The 19,313-nt window shown below is 68.9% G+C and carries 30 protein-coding genes; 27 read left to right on the top strand and 3 right to left on the bottom strand.

From position 1 onward, the window contains the following. The first annotated feature begins 16 nt into the window (after positions 1-16). From rplB to ACIWQI_RS10910, 20 genes are all read left to right on the top strand, one after another. Positions 17-856, top strand: a complete 840-nt coding sequence (gene rplB / locus ACIWQI_RS11005) for a 50S ribosomal protein L2 (RefSeq protein ID WP_396657409.1) — start codon at positions 17-19, stop codon at positions 854-856. A 12-nt stretch (positions 857-868) separates the two neighbouring features. Next, a complete protein-coding gene (rpsS, locus tag ACIWQI_RS11000; RefSeq protein WP_124291708.1) occupies positions 869-1,150 on the top strand; it encodes a 30S ribosomal protein S19 in 282 nt (93 codons plus the stop codon). A gap of 37 nt (positions 1,151-1,187) precedes the next feature. Then, positions 1,188-1,589, top strand: a complete 402-nt coding sequence (gene rplV / locus ACIWQI_RS10995) for a 50S ribosomal protein L22 (RefSeq protein ID WP_396657407.1) — start codon at positions 1,188-1,190, stop codon at positions 1,587-1,589. Then, on the top strand, positions 1,589-2,347 hold the full coding sequence (gene rpsC / locus ACIWQI_RS10990; protein WP_396657405.1) for a 30S ribosomal protein S3: 759 nt from the start codon (positions 1,589-1,591) through the stop codon (positions 2,345-2,347). Before rplV ends, rpsC begins: the two co-directional genes overlap by 1 nt. Further along, the gene (rplP, locus tag ACIWQI_RS10985; RefSeq protein WP_396657404.1) at positions 2,347-2,766 is read left to right on the top strand and encodes a 50S ribosomal protein L16; all 420 of its coding nucleotides are present in this window, start codon (positions 2,347-2,349) and stop codon (positions 2,764-2,766) included. Before rpsC ends, rplP begins: the two co-directional genes overlap by 1 nt. Then, a complete protein-coding gene (gene rpmC / locus ACIWQI_RS10980; RefSeq protein ID WP_396657402.1) occupies positions 2,766-3,119 on the top strand; it encodes a 50S ribosomal protein L29 in 354 nt (117 codons plus the stop codon). The genes rplP and rpmC overlap by 1 nt, the downstream gene beginning before the upstream one ends. After that, complete coding sequence (gene rpsQ / locus ACIWQI_RS10975; RefSeq protein ID WP_396657400.1) at positions 3,119-3,433, top strand: 30S ribosomal protein S17; 315 nt, start codon at positions 3,119-3,121, stop codon at positions 3,431-3,433. The genes rpmC and rpsQ overlap by 1 nt, the downstream gene beginning before the upstream one ends. A gap of 3 nt (positions 3,434-3,436) precedes the next feature. Beyond that, positions 3,437-3,805 carry a 50S ribosomal protein L14 gene (gene rplN / locus ACIWQI_RS10970; protein WP_396657399.1) on the top strand — a complete coding sequence of 123 codons (369 nt, stop codon included), beginning with the start codon at positions 3,437-3,439 and terminating at the stop codon, positions 3,803-3,805. Positions 3,806-3,807: 2 nt separating this feature from the next. Further along, entirely contained in the window at positions 3,808-4,155 is a 348-nt protein-coding gene (gene rplX / locus ACIWQI_RS10965; RefSeq protein ID WP_396657397.1) for a 50S ribosomal protein L24, read from the top strand. Between the two features lie 2 nt (positions 4,156-4,157). Then, the gene (gene rplE / locus ACIWQI_RS10960) at positions 4,158-4,739 is read left to right on the top strand and encodes a 50S ribosomal protein L5 (protein WP_396657395.1); all 582 of its coding nucleotides are present in this window, start codon (positions 4,158-4,160) and stop codon (positions 4,737-4,739) included. A 93-nt stretch (positions 4,740-4,832) separates the two neighbouring features. After that, entirely contained in the window at positions 4,833-5,231 is a 399-nt protein-coding gene (gene rpsH / locus ACIWQI_RS10955; RefSeq protein ID WP_396657394.1) for a 30S ribosomal protein S8, read from the top strand. Positions 5,232-5,237: 6 nt separating this feature from the next. Beyond that, entirely contained in the window at positions 5,238-5,774 is a 537-nt protein-coding gene (gene rplF / locus ACIWQI_RS10950; protein WP_396657393.1) for a 50S ribosomal protein L6, read from the top strand. Positions 5,775-5,776: 2 nt separating this feature from the next. Beyond that, positions 5,777-6,136 carry a 50S ribosomal protein L18 gene (gene rplR / locus ACIWQI_RS10945; RefSeq protein WP_396657392.1) on the top strand — a complete coding sequence of 120 codons (360 nt, stop codon included), beginning with the start codon at positions 5,777-5,779 and terminating at the stop codon, positions 6,134-6,136. A gap of 32 nt (positions 6,137-6,168) precedes the next feature. Next, entirely contained in the window at positions 6,169-6,837 is a 669-nt protein-coding gene (gene rpsE / locus ACIWQI_RS10940; protein ID WP_396657390.1) for a 30S ribosomal protein S5, read from the top strand. Next, complete coding sequence (gene rpmD / locus ACIWQI_RS10935) at positions 6,837-7,022, top strand: 50S ribosomal protein L30 (RefSeq protein ID WP_005050499.1); 186 nt, start codon at positions 6,837-6,839, stop codon at positions 7,020-7,022. Before rpsE ends, rpmD begins: the two co-directional genes overlap by 1 nt. After that, the gene (gene rplO, locus ACIWQI_RS10930) at positions 7,022-7,672 is read left to right on the top strand and encodes a 50S ribosomal protein L15 (protein WP_396657389.1); all 651 of its coding nucleotides are present in this window, start codon (positions 7,022-7,024) and stop codon (positions 7,670-7,672) included. The genes rpmD and rplO overlap by 1 nt, the downstream gene beginning before the upstream one ends. A 143-nt stretch (positions 7,673-7,815) precedes the next feature. Next, positions 7,816-9,138 carry a preprotein translocase subunit SecY gene (gene secY / locus ACIWQI_RS10925; RefSeq protein WP_396657387.1) on the top strand — a complete coding sequence of 441 codons (1,323 nt, stop codon included), beginning with the start codon at positions 7,816-7,818 and terminating at the stop codon, positions 9,136-9,138. Continuing rightward, positions 9,135-9,752, top strand: coding sequence for an adenylate kinase (locus ACIWQI_RS10920; RefSeq protein ID WP_396657386.1), 618 nt, complete (start codon positions 9,135-9,137; stop codon positions 9,750-9,752). Before secY ends, ACIWQI_RS10920 begins: the two co-directional genes overlap by 4 nt. Position 9,753: 1 nt before the next feature. Further along, a complete protein-coding gene (gene map / locus ACIWQI_RS10915) occupies positions 9,754-10,587 on the top strand; it encodes a type I methionyl aminopeptidase (RefSeq protein WP_396657384.1) in 834 nt (277 codons plus the stop codon). Between the two features lie 10 nt (positions 10,588-10,597). Then, positions 10,598-11,275, top strand: a complete 678-nt coding sequence (locus ACIWQI_RS10910; protein WP_396657383.1) for a DsbA family protein — start codon at positions 10,598-10,600, stop codon at positions 11,273-11,275. A gap of 26 nt (positions 11,276-11,301) precedes the next feature. Here ACIWQI_RS10910 and ACIWQI_RS10905 read toward each other — a convergent pair whose 3' ends face one another. Both ACIWQI_RS10905 and ACIWQI_RS10900 read right to left on the bottom strand, forming a co-directional pair. After that, complete coding sequence (locus tag ACIWQI_RS10905; protein WP_396657381.1) at positions 11,302-11,850, bottom strand: hypothetical protein; 549 nt, start codon at positions 11,848-11,850, stop codon at positions 11,302-11,304. 3 nt (positions 11,851-11,853) lie between these two features. Next, entirely contained in the window at positions 11,854-13,011 is a 1,158-nt protein-coding gene (locus ACIWQI_RS10900) for a hypothetical protein (RefSeq protein WP_396657379.1), read from the bottom strand. 218 nt (positions 13,012-13,229) lie between these two features. Here ACIWQI_RS10900 and ACIWQI_RS10895 point away from each other — a divergent pair, with 218 nt between their 5' ends. Then, complete coding sequence (locus ACIWQI_RS10895; RefSeq protein WP_396657378.1) at positions 13,230-14,159, top strand: phosphodiesterase; 930 nt, start codon at positions 13,230-13,232, stop codon at positions 14,157-14,159. Here the strand turns inward: ACIWQI_RS10895 and ACIWQI_RS10890 are convergent. Beyond that, entirely contained in the window at positions 14,104-15,720 is a 1,617-nt protein-coding gene (locus ACIWQI_RS10890; protein WP_396657376.1) for a stealth family protein, read from the bottom strand. The genes ACIWQI_RS10895 and ACIWQI_RS10890 overlap by 56 nt on opposite strands. Positions 15,721-16,015: 295 nt before the next feature. Here ACIWQI_RS10890 and infA point away from each other — a divergent pair, with 295 nt between their 5' ends. From infA to rplQ, 6 genes are all read left to right on the top strand, one after another. Beyond that, positions 16,016-16,237 carry a translation initiation factor IF-1 gene (infA, locus tag ACIWQI_RS10885; RefSeq protein WP_013583992.1) on the top strand — a complete coding sequence of 74 codons (222 nt, stop codon included), beginning with the start codon at positions 16,016-16,018 and terminating at the stop codon, positions 16,235-16,237. A gap of 71 nt (positions 16,238-16,308) precedes the next feature. Continuing rightward, positions 16,309-16,425 carry a 50S ribosomal protein L36 gene (gene rpmJ / locus ACIWQI_RS10880; protein ID WP_005050492.1) on the top strand — a complete coding sequence of 39 codons (117 nt, stop codon included), beginning with the start codon at positions 16,309-16,311 and terminating at the stop codon, positions 16,423-16,425. 212 nt (positions 16,426-16,637) lie between these two features. Further along, entirely contained in the window at positions 16,638-17,012 is a 375-nt protein-coding gene (gene rpsM, locus ACIWQI_RS10875) for a 30S ribosomal protein S13 (protein ID WP_396657375.1), read from the top strand. A gap of 34 nt (positions 17,013-17,046) precedes the next feature. Continuing rightward, positions 17,047-17,445, top strand: a complete 399-nt coding sequence (rpsK, locus tag ACIWQI_RS10870) for a 30S ribosomal protein S11 (protein WP_076682961.1) — start codon at positions 17,047-17,049, stop codon at positions 17,443-17,445. Positions 17,446-17,569: 124 nt separating this feature from the next. Beyond that, positions 17,570-18,559 (top strand): DNA-directed RNA polymerase subunit alpha, encoded by a 990-nt coding sequence (locus ACIWQI_RS10865; protein ID WP_396657372.1) that lies wholly within the window; start codon positions 17,570-17,572, stop codon positions 18,557-18,559. A 32-nt stretch (positions 18,560-18,591) separates the two neighbouring features. After that, positions 18,592-19,227, top strand: coding sequence for a 50S ribosomal protein L17 (rplQ, locus tag ACIWQI_RS10860; protein ID WP_396657370.1), 636 nt, complete (start codon positions 18,592-18,594; stop codon positions 19,225-19,227). Positions 19,228-19,313: the final 86 nt, after the last annotated feature.

Raw genomic sequence — 19,313 nt, 5'->3', positions numbered from 1 at the left:
TAGAGGACCAGAGAACATGGCTATTCGCAAGTACAAGCCCACGACCCCGGGTCGCCGCGGCGCGTCGGTGGCCGACTTCGCCGAGATCACCCGATCGACGCCGGAGAAGTCGCTGCTGCGCCCCATCGCCAAGACCGGCGGTCGCAACAACCAGGGCCGGATCACCTCGCGCCACATCGGCGGCGGGCACAAGCGCCAGTACCGCGTCATCGACTTCAAGCGCAACGACAAGGACGGCGTCAACGCCCGGGTCGCGCACATCGAGTACGACCCGAACCGCACCGCGCGCATCGCGCTGCTGCACTACTTCGACGGCGAGAAGCGCTACATCCTCGCGCCCGAGAAGCTGAAGCAGGGCGACATCGTCGAGTCCGGTGCGTCGGCCGACATCAAGCCGGGCAACAACCTGCCGCTGCGCAACATCCCCACCGGCACCGTGGTGCACGCGATCGAGCTGCGCCCCGGCGGCGGCGCCAAGCTGGCCCGCTCGGCCGGCGCAGGCGTGCGCCTCGTGGCGAAGGACGGCCCGTACGCGCAGCTGCGCCTGCCCTCCGGCGAGATCCGCAACGTCGACGCGCGCTGCCGCGCCACCATCGGCGAGGTCGGCAACGCCGAGCAGGCGAACATCAACTGGGGCAAGGCCGGCCGCAGCCGCTGGAAGGGCGTGCGCCCGACCGTCCGCGGCGTCGCGATGAACCCGGTGGACCACCCGCACGGCGGTGGCGAGGGCAAGACGTCCGGCGGACGTCACCCCGTCACTCCCTGGGGTCAGGCGGAGGGTCGCACCCGTCACGCCAACAAGGAGAGCGACAAGTACATCGTCCGCCGTCGCAACGCCGGCAAGAAGCGCAAGTAGGAGTAGAGGAAGATGCCTCGCAGCCTTAAGAAGGGCCCCTTCGTCGACGAGCACCTGCTTCGCAAGGTCGTCTCGCAGAACGAAGCCGGCACCAAGAACGTCATCAAGACCTGGTCCCGTCGCTCGATGATCGTCCCCGCCATGCTCGGGCACACGATCGCCGTGCACGACGGTCGCAAGCACATCCCCGTGTTCGTGACCGAGACCATGGTCGGCCACAAGCTGGGCGAGTTCGCGCCCACCCGCACCTTCCGCGGCCACGAGAAGGACGACAAGAAGGGCCGCCGCCGCTGAGGCGGGGCGCTCGTGAAGAGATAGGAGGAGGAGAGACATGGTGGAATCCATCGCACGCGTCAAGCACATCCGCGTGACCCCTCAGAAGGCTCGTCGTGTCGTCGCTCTCATCAAGGGCAAGCAGGCCCAGGAGGCGCTGGCGATCCTGAAGTTCGCCCCGCAGGGTGCGAGCGAGCCGATCTACAAGCTCGTCGCGTCCGCGATCGCGAACGCGCGGGTCAAGGCCGACAAGGACGGCGAGTACCTGGACGAGCAGGACCTGTACGTCAGCAACGCCTACGTGGACGAGGGGACGACGCTCAAGCGCTTCCAGCCCCGTGCCCAGGGCCGCGCGTACCAGATCAAGAAGCGCACCAGCCACATCACCGTCGAGCTGGCGACCCCGCAGGTCGCCGACGCCGGTGCAGGCTCCGCAAGCAACAAGAAGGCGAGCAAGTAATGGGACAGAAGGTCAACCCGTACGGCTTCCGCCTCGGCATCACCACGGACCACGTGTCGCGGTGGTTCACCGACTCGACGAAGCCGGGCCAGCGCTACGCCGACTACGTGGCCGAGGACATCAGGATCCGCAAGCTCCTGCAGAAGCAGCTGGACCGCGCGGGCGTCAGCAACATCGAGATCGAGCGCACGCGCGACCGCGTCCGCGTCGACATCCACACCGCCCGCCCGGGCATCGTGATCGGCCGCCGCGGCGCCGAGGCCGAGCGCATCCGCGCCGACCTCGAGAAGCTGACCGGCAAGCAGATCCAGCTCAACATCCTCGAGGTGCGCAACCCCGAGGCAGACGCCCAGCTCGTCGCGCAGGGCATCGCCGAGCAGCTGAGCGCCCGCGTGGCCTTCCGCCGCGCGATGCGCAAGGGGCTGCAGGGCGCGCTGCGTGCCGGCGCCAAGGGCGTTCGCGTCCAGGTCTCGGGCCGCCTCGGCGGCGCCGAGATGAGCCGCTCGGAGTTCTACCGCGAGGGTCGTGTGCCGCTGCACACGCTGCGCGCGAACATCGACTACGGCTTCTACGAGGCGCGCACCACCTTCGGCCGCATCGGCGTGAAGGTCTGGATCTACAAGGGCGATCTCACCAACAAGGAACTCGCGCGCGAGCAGGCGAACATGAAGCCGGCCCGCGAGCGCGGCGACCGCCGGCGCGGTCCGCGCTCCGCTGACAACGCAGCGGCCCCCGTCGCAGAAGGAGCGTCGGCGTAATGCTCATCCCACGCAAGGTCAAGCACCGCAAGCAGCACCACCCCAAGCGCACCGGCCAGGCCTCCGGCGGCACCAAGGTCGCCTTCGGCGAGTTCGGGATCCAGGCGCTCACGCCCGCGTACCTGACCAACCGTCAGATCGAGTCCGCTCGTATCGCGATGACCCGTCACATCAAGCGTGGCGGCAAGGTGTGGATCAACGTGTTCCCCGACCGTCCGCTCACGAAGAAGCCCGCCGAGACCCGCATGGGCTCGGGCAAGGGCTCGCCGGAGTGGTGGGTCGCCAATGTCAAGCCGGGTCGCGTCCTCTTCGAGGTCGCCGGCGTCAACGAGCAGCTCGCTCGCGAGGCGCTGACCCGTGCCATCCACAAGCTGCCCCTGAAGGCACGCATCATCAAGCGCGAGGAGGGCGACGCGTAATGGCTGTCGGCACCAAGACGCTCGCTCCCAGCGAGCTCGACACGTTCGAAGACCAGCGCCTCGTCGAGGAGCTGCGCAAGGCCAAGGAAGAGCTGTTCAACCTGCGCTTCCAGTCGGCCACCGGCCAGCTCGAGAGCCACGGCCGCATCCGTGCGGTCAAGCGCGACATCGCGCGGCTGTACACCGTGATCCGCGAGCGCGAGCTCGGCATCCGTGCCACGCCCGCGCCCGTCGAGACGACGAAGGCGAAGAAGAGGGCCAAGAAGGCGGACGCCGCCGACACCAAGGCGGACGCCGCCGATGAGGCCGGGCGTCGCACCGAGCCGGCCGAAGCGAAGGAAGAGGCCGAGTGATGGCTGAGACCACCGAGAACACCGGACACGAGTCCGCCGAGCACGACGTGCGCGACGCGTCGGCCCGTGGATACCGCAAGACGCAGCGCGGCTACGTCGTCAGCGACAAGATGGACAAGACCATCGTCGTCGAGGTCGAGGACCGCGTGAAGCACCCCCTGTACGGCAAGGTCATGCGCCGCACCGAGAAGCGCAAGGTGCACGACGAGGGCAACACCGCCGGCGTCGGCGACCTCGTCGTCATCAGTGAGACCCGTCCCCTGTCCGCCACCAAGCGGTGGCGCCTGGTCGAGATCCTCGAGAAGGCGAAGTAAGAGATGATTCAGAACGAATCCCGCCTGAAGGTCGCCGACAACACCGGCGCGAAGGAGCTGCTCACCATCCGCGTGCTCGGTGGCTCCGCCCGCCGTTACGCGGGTCTGGGTGACGTGGTGGTCGCGACCGTGAAGGACGCGATCCCCGGCGGCAACGTGAAGAAGGGCGATGTGGTCAAGGCCGTCATCGTCCGCAGCAAGAAGCAGACGCGCCGTGCCGACGGCTCGTACATCAAGTTCGACGAGAACGCCGCCGTGATCCTGAAGAACGACGGGGAGCCCCGCGGCACCCGCATCTTCGGGCCGGTCGGCCGTGAGCTTCGCGACAAGAAGTTCATGAAGATCGTCTCGCTGGCCCCGGAGGTCATCTGAAAATGGCGAAGATCAAGAAGGGCGACCTGGTCCAGGTCATCTCGGGCAGTCGCGCCGAGCGCGGCAAGCAGGGCAAGGTCCTCGACGTGCTCGTGGACCAGGACCGCGTGCTCGTGCAGGGCGTGAACTACGTCACCAAGCACACCCGCGTGGGGCAGTCGCAGCGCGGCACCAAGACGGGTGGCATCGAGACCATGGAAGCCCCCATCCACATCTCCAACGTCGCACTCGTCGACCCCTCGACCAAGAAGCCCACCCGCGTGGGCCACCGCGTCGAGGAGCAGACGAAGGACGGCGTCAAGCGCACGGTCCGCGTGCGCTACGCGAAGAAGTCAGGCAAGGACCTCTGAGAATGAGCACCACCACTGCCGCGGAGACTGGCCGAATCCAGCCCCGCCTGAAGCAGAAGTACCAGACCGAGATCAAGAAGGCACTGCAGGAGCAGTTCGGCTACGCGAACGTCATGCAGATCCCCGGGATCGTCAAGGTCGTCGTCAACACGGGCGTCGGCGAGGCCGCTCGCGACAGCAAGGTCATCGAGGGCGCGGTCAACGACCTCACCCTCATCACCGGCCAGAAGCCGGTCATCACGAAGGCCCGCAAGTCGATCGCGCAGTTCAAGCTGCGCGAGGGGCAGCCCATCGGCGCGCACGTCACGCTGCGCGGCGACCGGGCGTGGGAGTTCATCGACCGGCTCGTCAACCTCGCGCTGCCGCGCATCCGCGACTTCCGCGGACTGTCGCCCAAGCAGTTCGACGGCCACGGCAACTACACCTTCGGCCTCCAGGAGCAGTCCGTGTTCCACGAGATCGATCAGGACCGCATCGACCGCGTCCGCGGATTCGACATCACCGTCGTCACCAGCGCCAAGACGGACGACGAGGGACGCGCCCTGCTGCGCGCCCTCGGCTTCCCCCTCAAGGCCGAGGACTGACGCACGCGCCCCGAGCCCGTCGAGGGGCACCGATCAGGAAGGTCGTCAGTCGTGTAACGGCTGCCGAAACCCCATGAGCAAAGGAACCAAGAAATGACGATGACAGACCCGGTCGCTGACATGCTGACCCGTCTGCGCAACGCGAACTCGGCGCATCACGAGACCGTGACGCTGCCGAGCTCGAAGCTGAAGACCCACATCGCCGAGATCCTCAAGCAGGAGGGCTACATCGCGGACTGGTCCGTGTCGGACGCCCGCATCGGCCAGAACCTGACGCTGACCCTGAAGTACGGCCCGAACCGCGAGCGGTCGATCGCCGGCATCAAGCGCGTCTCGAAGCCGGGGCTTCGCGTCTACGCGAAGTCGACCGAGCTGCCCACCGTCCTCGGCGGGCTGGGCGTGGCCATCCTGTCCACCTCCTCTGGCCTCCTGACGGACCGCCAGGCCGAGAAGAAGGGCGTGGGTGGGGAAGTCCTCGCCTACGTGTGGTGACCTGACATGTCTCGTATCGGACGTCTTCCCATCGACATCCCCGCCGGCGTGACCGTCTCGGTCGACGGCCGGCAGGTCGCCGTCAAGGGTCCCAAGGGCGAGCTCACCCTCGCCGTCGCCGCCCCCATCGAGGTCAGCGTCGACGACGGCCAGGTCGTCGTCACCCGACCTGACGACGAGCGCGAGTCGCGTTCGCTGCACGGCCTGACCCGGACGCTGATCAACAACAACATCATCGGTGTCACCCAGGGCTACTCCAAGGGCCTCGAGGTGGTCGGCACGGGCTACCGCGTGCAGCAGAAGGGCGGCTCGGTCGAGTTCGCGCTCGGCTTCTCGCACCCCGTGCTCGTCGACCCGCCCGCGGGCATCACGTTCACGGTCGAGGGCAACAACAAGCTCACGGTGAGCGGCATCGACAAGCAGGCCGTCGGCGAGGCGGCCGCCAACCTCCGCAAGATCCGCAAGCCCGAGCCGTACAAGGGCAAGGGCATCCGCTACGCCGGCGAAGTCGTGCGTCGCAAGGCCGGAAAGGCTGGTAAGTAACAATGGCTGTGAAGTCGAAGTCCGACGCGCGTTCGCGTCGTCACGCGCGTCTTCGCAAGAAGATCGTCGGCACCGCCGAGCGCCCGCGCCTGGTCGTGACCCGGTCGTCGCGCCACGTGTTCGTGCAGCTCGTCGACGACAGCAAGGGCCGCACCGTGGCCTCCGCGTCGACGCTCGAAGCCGATCTGCGCGCCCTCGAGGGCGACAAGACCGCCAAGGCCCGGAAGGTCGGCGAGCTGGTCGCCGAGCGCGCCAAGGCCGCCGGCATCGAGGACGTCGTGTTCGATCGCGGCGGCAACCGCTACGCCGGGCGCGTCGCGGCCATCGCCGACGGCGCCCGCGAGGGAGGCCTGAACCTGTGAGCGATGCAGTGAACACCAATGGAGAGAACAAAGTGACCGACGCCACCGCGCCCGACACTGCCGCCGCCGAGGCGACCCAGCCGGAGCGGGAGCGCGAGCCCCGCCGCGGCGGCCGCGAGCGCAACCCCAACCGCGACCGGAACTCCCGCGACCGCGGTGACAGTCAGTTCCTCGAGCGCGTCGTGACCATCAACCGCGTCTCCAAGGTCGTCAAGGGCGGCCGCCGGTTCAGCTTCACGGCCCTCGTGGTCGTGGGCGACGGCAACGGCGTCGTGGGCGTGGGCTACGGCAAGGCGCGCGAGGTGCCGCTGGCGATCTCGAAGGGCGTCGAAGAGGCCAAGCGCAACTTCTTCCGCGTGCCGCGTGTGGGCAACACCATCCCGCACCCGGTGCAGGGGGAGGCCGCCGCAGGCGTGGTCCTGCTCCGCCCGGCTGCCGCCGGTACCGGCGTCATCGCCGGTGGCCCGGTCCGCGCCGTGCTCGAGTGCGCCGGCATCCACGATGTGCTGTCGAAGTCGCTCGGCTCGTCGAACACGATCAACATCGTGCACGCGACGGTCGAGGCGCTCAAGCAGCTCGAGGAGCCCCGCGCGGTCGCCGCACGTCGTGGTCTCGACTACGACGAGGTCGTGCCCGCGATCATCATCCGCAACGAGGCGAAGGCCGCAGCCGCCGCCCGCGAGCAGAAGGTCGGTGCATGATGGCCGCCCGTCTCAAAGTGACCCAGGTCAAGTCCAAGGTGAGTGAGAAGCAGAACCAGCGCGACACGCTGCGTTCGCTCGGTCTGAAGCGGATCGGCGACTCGGTCGTCCGCCCCGACGACGCGCAGACGCGCGGCTACGTCAAGGCCGTCGCGCACCTCGTGAAGGTTGAGGAGATCGACTGATGGCTGAGAAGGCCGAGAAGGCGACCGACGAGGTCGTCGAGAAGAAGTCCGCGCCGAAGGCGGATGCCGCCAAGAAGGCGGCGCCCGAGAAGGACGCCGACAGGGCCCCGGCGAAGAAGGCCGCTGCCAAGAAGGACGCAGACAAGGCCGCGCCCAAGAAGGACGCCGAGAAGGCGAAGGCTGCACCCAAGAAGGATGTCGCGGCCTCCCGCCCCGGAGTGCTCAAGGTGCACCACCTCCGCCCCGTCCCGGGCGCCAACACCGCGAAGACCCGTGTGGGTCGCGGTGAGGGCTCGAAGGGCAAGACGGCCGGTCGCGGCACCAAGGGCACGAAGGCCCGCGGCCAGGTGCGCGCCGGCTTCGAGGGCGGCCAGATGCCCCTGCACATGCGCACTCCGAAGCTGCGCGGGTTCAAGAACCCGTTCCGCGTGGAGTACCAGGTGGTCAACCTCGCCAAGCTCGCCGAGCTGTACCCCAGCGGCGGCGACGTCACCGTCAGCGACCTCGTCGCCAAGGGCGCGGTGCGCAAGAACGAGAAGGTCAAGGTGCTGGGCGACGGCGACATCGCCGTGAAGCTCAACGTGGCCGTCGACAAGGTCTCCGGCTCTGCCGAGCAGAAGATCGTCGCGGCGGGCGGCACCGTCAAGTAGCCACTCGGGCGGGGTCGGAGCATGCTCCGGCCCCGCTCCCGTTCCGGCCCGGATGCGGCCTCGTAGCGGCGCCCGCCGACCGCTGGGCTACGCTGGTTGTCTGTGCACTTCGTGCGCCGGAACCCTTTTCAGGAGGCAAGTCCTTGTTCAGCGCCATCGCGCGAATCTTCCGCACCCCCGACCTGCGGCGGAAGATCGGCTTCACCCTGGGGATCATCGCCCTGTATCGTCTGGGCGCGCACGTGCCCACGCCATTCGTCGACTTCCCGAACGTCCAGGCGTGTCTGCGCGACTCCGCCGGCACCGAGGGCCTGCTGGGCCTGGTCAACCTCTTCTCCGGCGGGGCGCTGCTCCAGCTGTCCATCTTCGCGCTCGGCGTCATGCCGTACATCACGGCGGCGATCATCGTGCAGCTGCTGCGCGTGGTCATCCCGCACTTCGAGACCCTCTACAAGGAGGGCCAGGCGGGGCAGTCCAAGCTGACGCAGTACACCCGCTACATCACCATCGCCCTCGCGCTGCTGCAGTCCACCACGCTGGTGACCGTCGCGCGCAGCGGCACCCTCTTCGGCACGGGCGGCCCGGCATCCTGCCAGCAGCTGCTCACGAACGACGCGTGGTGGGCCCAGCTGCTCATGATCGTCACGATGACCGCCGGCACCGGCCTCATCATGTGGTTCGCCGAGCTGGTGACCGAGAAGGGCATCGGCAACGGCATGTCGATCCTGATCTTCACCTCGATCGCGGCGACCTTCCCGTCGGCGATGTGGGCGATCTGGGTGGCGCGCGGCTTCGAGGTCTTCCTCCTGGTGCTGGCGATCGGGCTCGTGGTGCTCGCCCTCATCGTGTTCGTCGAACAATCGCAGCGCCGTGTGCCCGTGCAGTACGCGAAGCGCATGGTGGGCAGACGCACGTACGGCGGCACGAACACGTACATCCCGATCAAGGTCAACATGGCGGGCGTGATCCCGATCATCTTCGCCTCGTCGCTGCTGTACATCCCCGTGCTGTTCGCGCAGTTCAACCAGCCTGCCGCCGGTGAGGAGCCGGCCGGCTGGGTGGTCTGGATCAACAACAACCTGACCACCGGCGACAGCCCGTTCTACATGCTGGTGTACTTCCTGCTGGTCATCGGCTTCACGTACTTCTACGTCGCGATCACGTTCAACCCGGTCGAGGTCGCCGACAACATGAAGAAGTACGGCGGGTTCATCCCCGGCATCCGCGCCGGCCGCCCCACCGCCGAGTACCTCGACTACGTGCTCACCCGCATCACCCTGCCGGGCTCGCTGTATCTGGGTCTGGTCGCGCTCATCCCGCTGTTCGCACTGGCCACCGTCAACGCCAACCAGAACTTCCCGTTCGGCGGCGCGTCGATCCTCATCATCGTGGGTGTCGGTCTCGAGACGGTGAAGCAGATCGACGCCCAGCTGCAGCAGCGCCACTACGAAGGACTCCTGCGATGACGAGCTCCCCGCACGACACGACGACCGCTGCACGCCTGCTCATCGTCGGGCCGCAGGGCTCGGGCAAGGGGACCCAGGGGGAGCGCATCGCGGATGCCTTCGGCATCCCCGCGATCTCCACCGGCGACCTGTTCCGCGCGGCGATCGCGGCGGACTCCGACCTGGGCGCACAGGTCAAGGCGGTCATCGAGGCCGGCGACCTCGTCTCGGACGAGCTGACCTTCGAGGTCGTGCGCGAGCGGCTGGAGGATGCGGGCGGCGGGTTCCTGCTCGACGGGTTCCCGCGCAACCTCAGCCAGGTCGAACTCCTCGACGACTACCTCGCCGAGCGCGACGAGCCGCTCACCGGGGTCATCGAGCTCGGCGTGCCCCGCGCGGTCAGCATCGAGCGCCTCACCGAGCGCGCGCGCCAGCAGGGGCGGACCGACGACACCGAAGAGGTCATCGCGAACCGCCTGGCGATCTACGAGCGCGAGACCGCGCCCATCCTCGAGGTGTACGGCCGGCGGGGCCTGGTCGACACCGTCGACGGCGTCGGATCGATCGACGCGATCACCGGCCGGATCCTCGAAGCACTGCAGCGACGCGGGATCGCGCCGCGGGCGGCCGCCTGACGTGGCGTTCGGACGCGGGATCTACAAATCGCCCGCGCAGCTGCGCGCGATGGTCGAGCCCGGCCTGATCACTGCCGCCGCGCTGGATGCGGTGCGCGAGCTCGTCGCGCCGGGGGTGACGACCGAGGAGCTGGATGCCGCGGCATCCCGTGTCATCGTCGATCGCGGTGCGCGGTCGAACTTCCAGCTGGTCCGCGGCTACCGCCACACGGTGTGCACGTCGGTGAACGAGCAGGTCGTGCACGGCATCCCCGGGCCGCGCCGGCTCGAGGCGGGAGACATCGTGTCGATCGACGCGGGCGCCGAGTTCCGCGGCTGGAACGGCGACGCGGCGATCACGGTCGTGCTGCCCGACCCCGCACGCCCCGAGGTCGTCAGCGCGCGCGAGGAGCTGTCCCGGGTGACGGAGCGGTCGCTGTGGGCCGGCATCGCGGCGCTGCAGACCGCGAAGCACCTGAACGAGGTGGGCGCGGCGATCCAGGACTCGATCGAGGAGTCCGGCCGCGAGTACGGCATCCTGCGCGAGTACGTCGGGCACGGCATCGGACGCAAGATGCACGAGTCGCCGTCGGTGTTCAACTACCGCGTGACCGACCCCGGTCCCGAGGTGCGGCCGGGACTGGTGCTCGCGATCGAGCCGATGGTCGTCATCGGCAGCGAGTCCACGTTCGTGGAGGACGACGGGTGGACCGTCTCGACAGTCGACGGCACCGCCGGTTCACATTGGGAACATAGCGTCGCCGTGCATGATGGAGGCGTCTGGGTGCTGACTGCCCCGGACGGAGGAGCAGCAGGACTGGCGCCGTTCGGCGTGACGCCGGTTCCGATCGGATAGGGGCAGAAGAGTGGCAACAGCAGTGCGCAGGACGAACTGGTTCGCGATCTGGGTGAGCGTCGCCGTGGTGGTGGTGCTGCTGGTCGTGGGCGGCCTGGTCGTGTGGATGAACAACCAGGCCGGCGGCCCCGGCGCCACGCCGCAGGGTGCGACGGTCAACACCGAGACCGGTGCGATCGCCGTCGGCGGCGGGCCGGACACGGTGACCACCTGGTTCGATTTCTACTGCCCCCACTGCCAGGACTTCGAGGCCGTGTACGGCCCGACGATCGACGGCCTCGTCGAGGACGGATCGATCACCCTCGAGCTGCAGCCGGTGGCCCTGGCCGGCTTGAACGCGGCATCCGGAACCGACTTCTCCGCGCGCGCGGGCAGTGCGCTGTACTGCGTCGCAGACGACAACGGCGAGGCCGTGCTGCCGTTCTTCAACGCGCTGTTCGCCACGAACCCCACCGGTCCCGGGCAGAACAACGACGAGCTCGCGCAGATGGCGGCGGATGCCGGCGCGCCCGGCGCCGCCGACTGCATCGCCGAGAACCGGTACAGCAAGTACGTGCTGGCGCAGGCCGCGAAGCTCCCGCCGAACCCGACCACCGGTCAGGCGGGCACCCCGACGCTGCTGATCAACGGCGAGTATGTTCCCGTGACGGGCGACGTCAACGCCGACCTGACCGCGCGACTGGGCTGAGCGGGGTCGGCTGCCCGGCGGCGGCCTCAGCCGCCGTCCTGCAGTCCGACCCGGTCGGGGATGTCGAACGGCAGGTTCGGCAGCCAGGACTCCGGCTCGGGCCACGGCCGCGAGGTCGGCAGCGCCTTCAGCAGGTTCCGCAGCTCCCCGCCGGCGGCGACCGGGTGGATGCGGCGCGGTGCCCGGTGCCCGAGCGCGCCGCACCACCAGTGCCGCCACATGGCGTCGGCGCTGTCGGGGTCGAGCACGATGTAGTAGTCGGGCATGATCGCCTCGCCGCGGCGGAATGCCTCGAGCGCTGTCTCCACCTCGAGTTCGAGGGTGCCGAGTGTCGCGCGCTCCTCGTACAGCTCGACCCAGGCCGCCGCGACGTGCACGAGCGGATCGGCGTCATGGACGATCCACGGCTTGGCGGTGGCGGCGATGCGCCGTGCGGCCAGCGCCGGCTCCGTGTCGCCGAGCGCAAGGGTCTCCACGCCCGGGAGCCGGTCGAAGAGCTCGAGGGCGTCCGCCGCATCGTCGCCGACCACGGCGACGATGGTTCCGCCGGCTGGATCACTCGTCGAGTGGGCCATACGTCAGCATAAGCAGGTTCCGGCGGGGCAGGGCGCGCGCACCGCGCACTGCCCCGAAACCACGCGCACCTCCGGGGTGAGACACAGTTTCTGCGTGAGACACACCGCGTGACGGTGTGTCTCGGCGGGCGTGGTGTGTCTCGCGGGGGCGCGGCCTGAGGAAGCGTGCCTCAGGGGCGGGGCGACCGGCGGCGCATCGCGCCGCCGGTCGCCGAGCGTGGCGAGCATCGCCGCTTCACGGGGGCGCACCCGCGGCACGCCGGAAGCCGCGAGGGCCACCTCCAGCGGCCGCACCCGCACAGCGTCGGCGAGATCCCAGCGGGCGAAGCCGTGGCCATGCCGGCGGAGGCGGTCTTCGCGGCGCTTCTCGGCAGCAAGCATCCGGGCCGCTGTCTGGGGGTCGTGAAGCTGGTACTTGCCCCAGCCGTCCGACTCGCCGACCGCGTTCGCCGCGGGGAAGTAGAAGTCTCCCCGGTCGATGTGCCCCTCGTAGCGGAACACGCGCTGCAGCTCCGGCCGCTCGTAGCCGCACCACTCGATGACTGCCCGGCTCACGCTCTCGCCGACCGACTCGGCATCGCCATCGGCGCGGTCCAGGGCCCATGCCGCACGCGCGCGCCCGCGGCGGCTGCGGCGCTGCGCATTGCGCGCGGTGAGCTCGTCCAAGACCAGCGTGCCACCGCGCCGTGCTGAGATCCCGGCATCCGCCACCGCCAGCGCCCGCGCCGGGGGATGTGCCCGCGCAAGGTCGACCACGGTGTCGAGCAGCGAGGTGACCAGCGCACCCTCGATCCGTGTGATCTCGCGATCGTCGTCGCTGGTGTGGAGCACGACGTCGCCGAAGCGGCGTGACGTGCGTGCGCCGGGAGCGGAGACAGGGATGTCTCGCGGCTCGCCGAACAACGGCAGCCCCAGCACGACCGCCGCCGACTCCAGGCACAGCACTGCATCCGGACGGCACCGCAGATAGGCGTGCACGCGCACGCAGTACCGCTGCCAGGGCGCGAGGCGCCGCCACGGCGCGGCATCGACGTAGACCCCGGGGCGGACGCGGTGGTGGGCAGGCGAGGGGACGCGGATGCCGAGCACCCGCGCGTCAGCCGCGGTGACCAACGCCAGGGGGGAGCGGGTGACCGCAGCTTGTGCGAGGGTGCTCGGCATGCTCCAGTCTCCGGCGGCGCAGGCATCCCCTCGTCTTGGTCCCCCCTGACTGGGGAGGACTCGTCCGTGACGTACGGTGTGCAGGAGCCCCGCCGCAGCGATTCGTGCTCACCGGGTCCGAAGGTCTTCACACCTCCTTCACCGTGTCATCGGCCCTCGCGCCCGGCTCCGCGCAGTAGCATTCCCATGACGGCGACCCGAGACCGAGGAACGAGGAGATGCGCCGCGCCGAGTACCCGGAACCCGACCGGATCCTGCTGCACATCAGCGACACGCACCTGCGCGCCGCCGGCTCGCGGCTGTTCGATGTCATCGACGCCGCGGAGCGCCTGGGCACGACGCTGCGGGTGATCGAGGCATCCGGCATCCGCCCGGACGCCCTCGTCTTCACCGGCGATCTCGCCGATCTGGGAGAGCCCGACGCATACGCCCAGCTGCGTGCGCAGGTCGAGCCGCTGGCTGCGCGCATCGGCGCCCGCATCCTGTGGGTCATGGGCAACCACGACGACCGCATCGCCTTCCGGCGGGGCCTGTTCGACGATGCGGAGGCCGCCGGTGCGGATGCCCCGTTCGACCGCGTCGACGAGCTCAACGGGCTCCGGGTGATCACGCTGGATTCGACGGTGCCGGGGCAGCACCACGGCGAGCTGAGCGATGCGCAGCTGCGATGGCTGCACGCAGAGCTTGCGACGCCGGCGCCGCTGGGCACCATCCTCGCGATGCACCATCCGCCCGTGCCGAGCGTCCTGCCGCTGGCGTCGAGCGTGGAGCTGCGGGATCAGTGGCGGCTGCGGGGTGTCCTCCGCGGCAGCGACGTGCGGGCGATCATCGCCGGTCACCTGCACTACTCGACGTTCGCGACCTTCGCCGGCATCCCGGTGTCGGTCGCCTCGTCGACCTGCTACGCCCAGGATCTCACCGTGCCCACCGGCGGAACGCGTCCTCAGGACGGAGCCCAGGCGTTCAATCTCGTGCACGTGTACGACGACACCGTCGTGCACTCCGTGGTGCCCATCGACGTCCCGCACACGCTCGAGCACATCGACGCTGCGGAGGCCCGGCGCCGGCTCGCGCTCGCGGGGGTGGGCGAGATCAGCTCACGATCGGCTGGCGCCCCTCCGACAGAGCCGCTGACGCTGGTGCGCTGAACCCCGGCTCGATCGGCCGCAGCGTGGTGTCCGGCCGCTCCCACGGCGGCAGGATCGGGAAGAGCTTGGCGAGGGTGTCGGTGACCACGGCCGCGCGCAGGTCCTCCGGCACCTCGGTCTCCGCCCCGTCGTTGAGGCAGAACATGTCGAGATCGTGTCCTTCGACCATCCGCTCCACGCGACGCAGCGACGCCGCCAGCGTCGTGTGGATGTAGCGGGTCCGCGGGCGGCGGGTCGCCACCGCGCGACCCGTCATGAGTGCGTAGTAGTGATAGAGGCTGTTGGTGACCGAGATGTCGGTGGCGGAGCGGAAGCGCGACGCCGCGGTGCGGGCGAAGTCCTCCGGGAACTCCCGCTCGAGCTCGGCCATGATGCTGCGGCGCAGCGGCGTCGCGCAGTGCTCGAGGTCGCGCACGATCATGCGCCCGAATCGCTCCTGAAGCAGGTCGCGGTTCAGCCGCAGGGCGTTGTCGTGACCGCTGCGATGCGGTCGGCGCGCACCGGGGCCGATGCGCACCTCGGATTCGACGAACTTCGTCACCCCCGCCGCGGTGAAGAACAGCTCGGGCTCGACCGGACGTCCGAAGAACATGTCGTCGTTGGCGTACAGGAAGTGCTCGGCCAATCCGGGGATGCGGTGCAGCTGTGCCTCGACCGCGTGCGAATTGTGCGTGGGCAGCACCGTCGGGTCGGCGAAGAACTCCTCGCTGCGCACGAGCGTCACCTTCGGGTGATCGAGCAGCCAGGCGGGGGCCGGGGAGTCGGTCGCGATGAAGATCCGTCGCACCCACGGCGCGTACATGTGGGTGCTGCGGAGTGCGTAACGCAGCTCGTCGACGTGGCGGTAGCGCGCCGGGCTGTCGTCCCCCTCGCCGACGACGTGCCCCGACATGCGGGCGGCGCGCTGGCGCTGGAACTCGCTGGAGCTGCCGTCCACCCACGAGAACACGAGGTCCACGTCGTGGGTGAACTCATGGGGGAGTGGCGTGAACATCCCCTCGATCGTGCGCCACGAGCGGCCGTAGCGCTCGATGGCTGCCGGGCGCAGATCCGCGCGCGGGGTCATCCGCCGCATGAGCACGTTGTCGGCAGGGGCTTCCACGATGTCGTCGCCGAAGCGCCAGAACTCCAGCCGCACGGCCTGCCGCGCTCCGTAGCGCAGGGTGCCTCCGGGGGTGATGCGGGGGCGGAAGACCCGCAGCGCGACCGGCTCGTCCGGCAGCGGAGGAAGATCGGAGGCGAGCTGGGGCCGCGCCCGCTTCGCTTTGACGTAGACGGGATGCTGCGTGCACAGCTGCGCGAGAGCGTCGCTGACGAGGTCGCGCGACCCGAGGTCGACGGCGAGGGCGGGCACGCCGGGGTCGGTGCGCAGGAGCCACACCTCGATGCCGGCTGACTCCAGCGCGGAGGAGACGAAGAGCAGATCGTCCACGCGCGCCTGATGCGGCGTGACGGTCTCGTGGATCAGGTGGAGCATCCCGTCTTCGGGCGTGATGTCCTCACGGGCCAGGAGACCGGACCACGAGCCAGGGTGCGCGGTGATGGCCGAGAGTGCCGGCATCGAAACCTCCTTCAACGCAGAGCCGACAAAGGCGGAGACGTATGTCGTCGACGGGGCCACGGAAGAAGGTGGCGTCCCAGGACCAACTCTCAGGGACAACGCGGATTCCCGCTGTGCCATTCCCTCTGCGACCTGCCATGGTGTATAAGGGCGTGCTGTCCTCGCGAAGTTGCCGAGGCATCCTCTATCACCTATGATTGATCCTTGGTGCGTTGCGCCCTTGTCGGCGTGTCTTCGCACCGCACATCCCATCCACCCCGCAGACCGGCCGGTCTGCACAAGCGATAGCGAGGCTATGGCGAAGAAAGACGGTGTCATCGAGATCGAGGGCACGGTGTCCGAGGCGCTGCCGAACGCGATGTTCCGCGTGGAGCTGACCAACGGGCACAAGGTGCTTGCCACGATCTCCGGAAAGATGCGGCAGAACTACATCCGCATCATCCCGGAGGACCGCGTGGTCGTGGAGCTCAGCCCCTACGACCTCACCCGTGGCCGCATCGTCTACCGCTACCGCTAGACCGGCCGAGAAGTAACGGCTTCATCCCCGACCTGCTCGGGAGAAGTACGAAGACAGCGAACAGGAACATCATGAAGGTCAACCCTTCTGTCAAGCCCATCTGCGATCACTGCAAGGTGATCCGCCGTCATGGGCGCGTCATGGTCATCTGCAAGTCGAACCCGCGTCACAAGCAGCGCCAGGGCTGACGCGAGTCGGATCACCGCCGTGAAGCGGCGCTGATGTGACCCGCGCAGGATCGAGCGAGGCGGCGACGCCGAGTCACGATCCACAACTCCATAGCCGACCGGCGACGGTCGAACACGACGGCAGGATCAGAACCCGCAAGGGGGACACCTCGGGGCGGAGGCCCGGGCACCGATTCTGCTCCATACCTCCACAACACTCCTAGGAGAGCCGCATGGCACGTCTCGCCGGCGTCGACATCCCGCGCGACAAGCGCGTGGTCATCGCCCTGACCTACATCTACGGCATCGGGCGCACCCGCTCGAACGAGATCCTCAAAGAGACCGGGATCGACGAGAACATCCGCGTCAAGGATCTGAGCGACGAGCAGCTGATCGCTCTGCGCGACACGATCGACGCGAACTACAAGGTCGAGGGCGACCTCCGCCGCGAGGTGGCCGCCGACATCCGCCGCAAGGTCGAGATCGGCTCGTACGAGGGCCTGCGTCACCGTCGCGGCCTGCCCGTGCGCGGCCAGCGCACCAAGACGAACGCCCGCACGCGCAAGGGCCCGAAGCGCACCGTCGCCGGCAAGAAGAAGGCGCGCTGAGTCGCGGCCCCGGAAGGTTTAGGAGAACACGCACATGGCACAGGCCAAGACCGCCGCGCGCAAGCCGCGTCGCAAGGAGAAGAAGAACATCGCGCTGGGCCACGCCCACATCAAGTCGACGTTCAACAACACGATCGTCTCGATCACCGACCCGTCGGGCGCCGTCATCAGCTGGGCGTCCTCGGGCGGCGTGGGCTTCAAGGGCTCGCGCAAGTCCACCCCGTACGCCGCCGGCATGGCCGCGGAGTCCGCTGCCCGCCAGGCCCAGGAGCACGGTGTCAAGAAGGTCGACGTGTTCGTCAAGGGCCCGGGCTCGGGCCGCGAGACCGCGATCCGCTCGCTGCAGGCCGCCGGCCTCGAGGTGGGCTCGATCCAGGACGTGACGCCGCAGGCGCACAACGGCTGCCGCCCGCCCAAGCGCCGCCGCGTCTGAAGCACGCACGCAGAAGCTGGATGCCGCGGCCCGGCGTGGACCGCAGACATCCCCGAAGACAACTCAACAACTCTCCACAAACGCACGTGTCATATAGCGGGCACGTGATCGAAAGGAACACATAGTGCTCATCGCACAGCGTCCCACCCTGACCGAGGAGAAGATCTCGGAGTTCCGCAGCCGGTTCGTCATCGAGCCGCTGGAGCCCGGCTTCGGCTACACGATCGGCAACGCGCTGCGCCGCAGCCTGCTGTCGTCGATCCCCGGCGCGGCTGTCACCAGCATCCGCATCGACGGAGTCCTCCACGAGTTCAGCACCATCCCCGGTGTCAAGGAGGATGTCACCGAGATCATCCTCAACATCAAGCAGCTGGTCGTCTCCAGCGAGCGTGACGAGCCGATCACCGCGTACCTGCGCAAGACCGGTGCGGGCGAGGTCACCGCGGCCGACATCTCCGCCCCCGCCGGCGTCGAGGTGCACAACCCGGAGCTGGTCATCGCGACCCTCAACGACACCGCCAAGTTCGAGCTAGAGCTCACCATCGAGCGCGGCCGCGGCTACGTGTCGGCGACGCAGAACCGCAACGAGTACGCCGAGGCCGGCCAGATCCCGGTCGACTCGATCTACTCGCCGGTGCTCAAGGTCAGCTACCGCGTCGACGCCACGCGTGCCGGTGAGCGCACCGACTTCGACAAGCTCGTGCTGGACGTCGAGACCAAGCCCTCGATCGCGCCGCGCGACGCCGTCGCCTCGGCGGGACGCACCCTCACTGAGCTGTTCGGACTCGCCCGCGAGCTGAACGTCGAGGCCGAGGGCATCGAGATCGGCCCGGCGCCGGTCGAGACCGTGCTCTCGAACGAGCTGTCGATGCCGATCGAAGACCTCGACCTCTCGGTCCGGTCGTACAACTGCCTCAAGCGCGAGGGCATCAACACGGTCAGCGAGCTCGTCGCCCTGTCGGAGACGCAGCTCATGAACATCCGCAACTTCGGTCAGAAGTCGGTCGACGAGGTGCGCGACAAGCTCGTCTCGCTCGGACTGTCGCTGAAGGACTCGGTGCCCGGCTTCGACGGCGCCCACTTCTACGGCGGCTACGACGACGAGGCCAACTGATCCTTCTGAACTGAACCCCTGGAGTAACACGAATGCCCAAGCCCACCAAGGGTCCCCGCCTCGGAGGCGGTCCCGCACACGAGCGCCTGCTCCTCGCGAACCTCGCCGCGGCGCTGTTCACGCACAACTCGATCAAGACGACGGAGACCAAGGCCAAGCGCCTGCGTCCGCTCGCCGAGCGCCTCATCACCTTCGCGAAGCGGGGCGACCTGCACGCCCGTCGCCGTGTGCTGTCGGTCATCGGCGACAAGGAGGTCGTGCACGTCCTGTTCACCGAGATCGCGCCGCAGATGGCCGACCGTGAGGGCGGATACACCCGCATCACGAAGGTCGGCAACCGCAAGGGCGACAACGCGCCGATGGCCGTCATCGAACTCGTGCTCGAGCCGGTGAACCCGAAGCCGAAGTCGAAGGCGAAGCGCGGCACGGAGTCTGCCGAGGCGAAGGATGCTCCCGCTGAGGAGACCGCCGCCGACGCGGAGGCCGCCGTCGAGGAGCCGGAGACGGCTGCCCCGGACGCGCCTGAGGAAGCAGACGAGCCGCAGGACGCCGCCGCCGAGGACAACGAGGCCGCGGATGCCGGTGCCGAGTCGCCCGAGGAGGGCGCCGCCGCCGAGGCCGCTGCCGAGGAAGCCGTCGAGGAGGGCTCCGAGGAGAAATCCGCGTAGCATGCCCTTCCCGCAGAGGACCCGCGCACCGCAAAGGTGCGCGGGTCTTCTGCGTCCGCCCGCTGTGTCGCACTCCCGCTGCGCGG

Source organism: Microbacterium sp., from assembly GCF_044508325.1.
In the GTDB taxonomy this organism is placed as follows: Bacteria; Actinomycetota; Actinomycetes; order Actinomycetales; family Microbacteriaceae; genus Microbacterium.
This window is presented reverse-complemented; position numbering and strand designations above follow the sequence as displayed.

Excerpts from the sequence above, each read along its gene's own strand:
- ACIWQI_RS10900 (WP_396657379.1), bottom strand. The coding sequence starts at position 13,011 with ATGCCGAGCACCCTCGCACAAGCTGCGGTCACCCGCTCCCCCCTGGCG.
- rplV (WP_396657407.1), top strand. The coding sequence starts at position 1,188 with ATGGTGGAATCCATCGCACGCGTCAAGCACATCCGCGTGACCCCTCAG.
- rpsQ (WP_396657400.1), top strand. The coding sequence starts at position 3,119 with ATGGCTGAGACCACCGAGAACACCGGACACGAGTCCGCCGAGCACGAC.
- ACIWQI_RS10890 (WP_396657376.1), bottom strand. The coding sequence starts at position 15,720 with ATGCCGGCACTCTCGGCCATCACCGCGCACCCTGGCTCGTGGTCCGGT.
- rpsM (WP_396657375.1), top strand. The coding sequence starts at position 16,638 with ATGGCACGTCTCGCCGGCGTCGACATCCCGCGCGACAAGCGCGTGGTC.
- rpmJ (WP_005050492.1), top strand. The coding sequence starts at position 16,309 with ATGAAGGTCAACCCTTCTGTCAAGCCCATCTGCGATCACTGCAAGGTG.
- rplQ (WP_396657370.1), top strand. The coding sequence starts at position 18,592 with ATGCCCAAGCCCACCAAGGGTCCCCGCCTCGGAGGCGGTCCCGCACAC.
- rplR (WP_396657392.1), top strand. The coding sequence starts at position 5,777 with ATGGCTGTGAAGTCGAAGTCCGACGCGCGTTCGCGTCGTCACGCGCGT.
- rplO (WP_396657389.1), top strand. The coding sequence starts at position 7,022 with ATGGCTGAGAAGGCCGAGAAGGCGACCGACGAGGTCGTCGAGAAGAAG.
- ACIWQI_RS10920 (WP_396657386.1), top strand. The coding sequence starts at position 9,135 with ATGACGAGCTCCCCGCACGACACGACGACCGCTGCACGCCTGCTCATC.
- rplX (WP_396657397.1), top strand. The coding sequence starts at position 3,808 with ATGGCGAAGATCAAGAAGGGCGACCTGGTCCAGGTCATCTCGGGCAGT.
- rpmD (WP_005050499.1), top strand. The coding sequence starts at position 6,837 with ATGGCCGCCCGTCTCAAAGTGACCCAGGTCAAGTCCAAGGTGAGTGAG.
- ACIWQI_RS10905 (WP_396657381.1), bottom strand. The coding sequence starts at position 11,850 with ATGGCCCACTCGACGAGTGATCCAGCCGGCGGAACCATCGTCGCCGTG.
- rpsC (WP_396657405.1), top strand. The coding sequence starts at position 1,589 with ATGGGACAGAAGGTCAACCCGTACGGCTTCCGCCTCGGCATCACCACG.
- rpsK (WP_076682961.1), top strand. The coding sequence starts at position 17,047 with ATGGCACAGGCCAAGACCGCCGCGCGCAAGCCGCGTCGCAAGGAGAAG.
- rpmC (WP_396657402.1), top strand. The coding sequence starts at position 2,766 with ATGGCTGTCGGCACCAAGACGCTCGCTCCCAGCGAGCTCGACACGTTC.
- rplB (WP_396657409.1), top strand. The coding sequence starts at position 17 with ATGGCTATTCGCAAGTACAAGCCCACGACCCCGGGTCGCCGCGGCGCG.
- rplE (WP_396657395.1), top strand. The coding sequence starts at position 4,158 with ATGAGCACCACCACTGCCGCGGAGACTGGCCGAATCCAGCCCCGCCTG.
- rpsH (WP_396657394.1), top strand. The coding sequence starts at position 4,833 with ATGACGATGACAGACCCGGTCGCTGACATGCTGACCCGTCTGCGCAAC.
- rpsS (WP_124291708.1), top strand. The coding sequence starts at position 869 with ATGCCTCGCAGCCTTAAGAAGGGCCCCTTCGTCGACGAGCACCTGCTT.
- ACIWQI_RS10895 (WP_396657378.1), top strand. The coding sequence starts at position 13,230 with ATGCGCCGCGCCGAGTACCCGGAACCCGACCGGATCCTGCTGCACATC.
- rplN (WP_396657399.1), top strand. The coding sequence starts at position 3,437 with ATGATTCAGAACGAATCCCGCCTGAAGGTCGCCGACAACACCGGCGCG.
- infA (WP_013583992.1), top strand. The coding sequence starts at position 16,016 with ATGGCGAAGAAAGACGGTGTCATCGAGATCGAGGGCACGGTGTCCGAG.
- rplP (WP_396657404.1), top strand. The coding sequence starts at position 2,347 with ATGCTCATCCCACGCAAGGTCAAGCACCGCAAGCAGCACCACCCCAAG.
- rplF (WP_396657393.1), top strand. The coding sequence starts at position 5,238 with ATGTCTCGTATCGGACGTCTTCCCATCGACATCCCCGCCGGCGTGACC.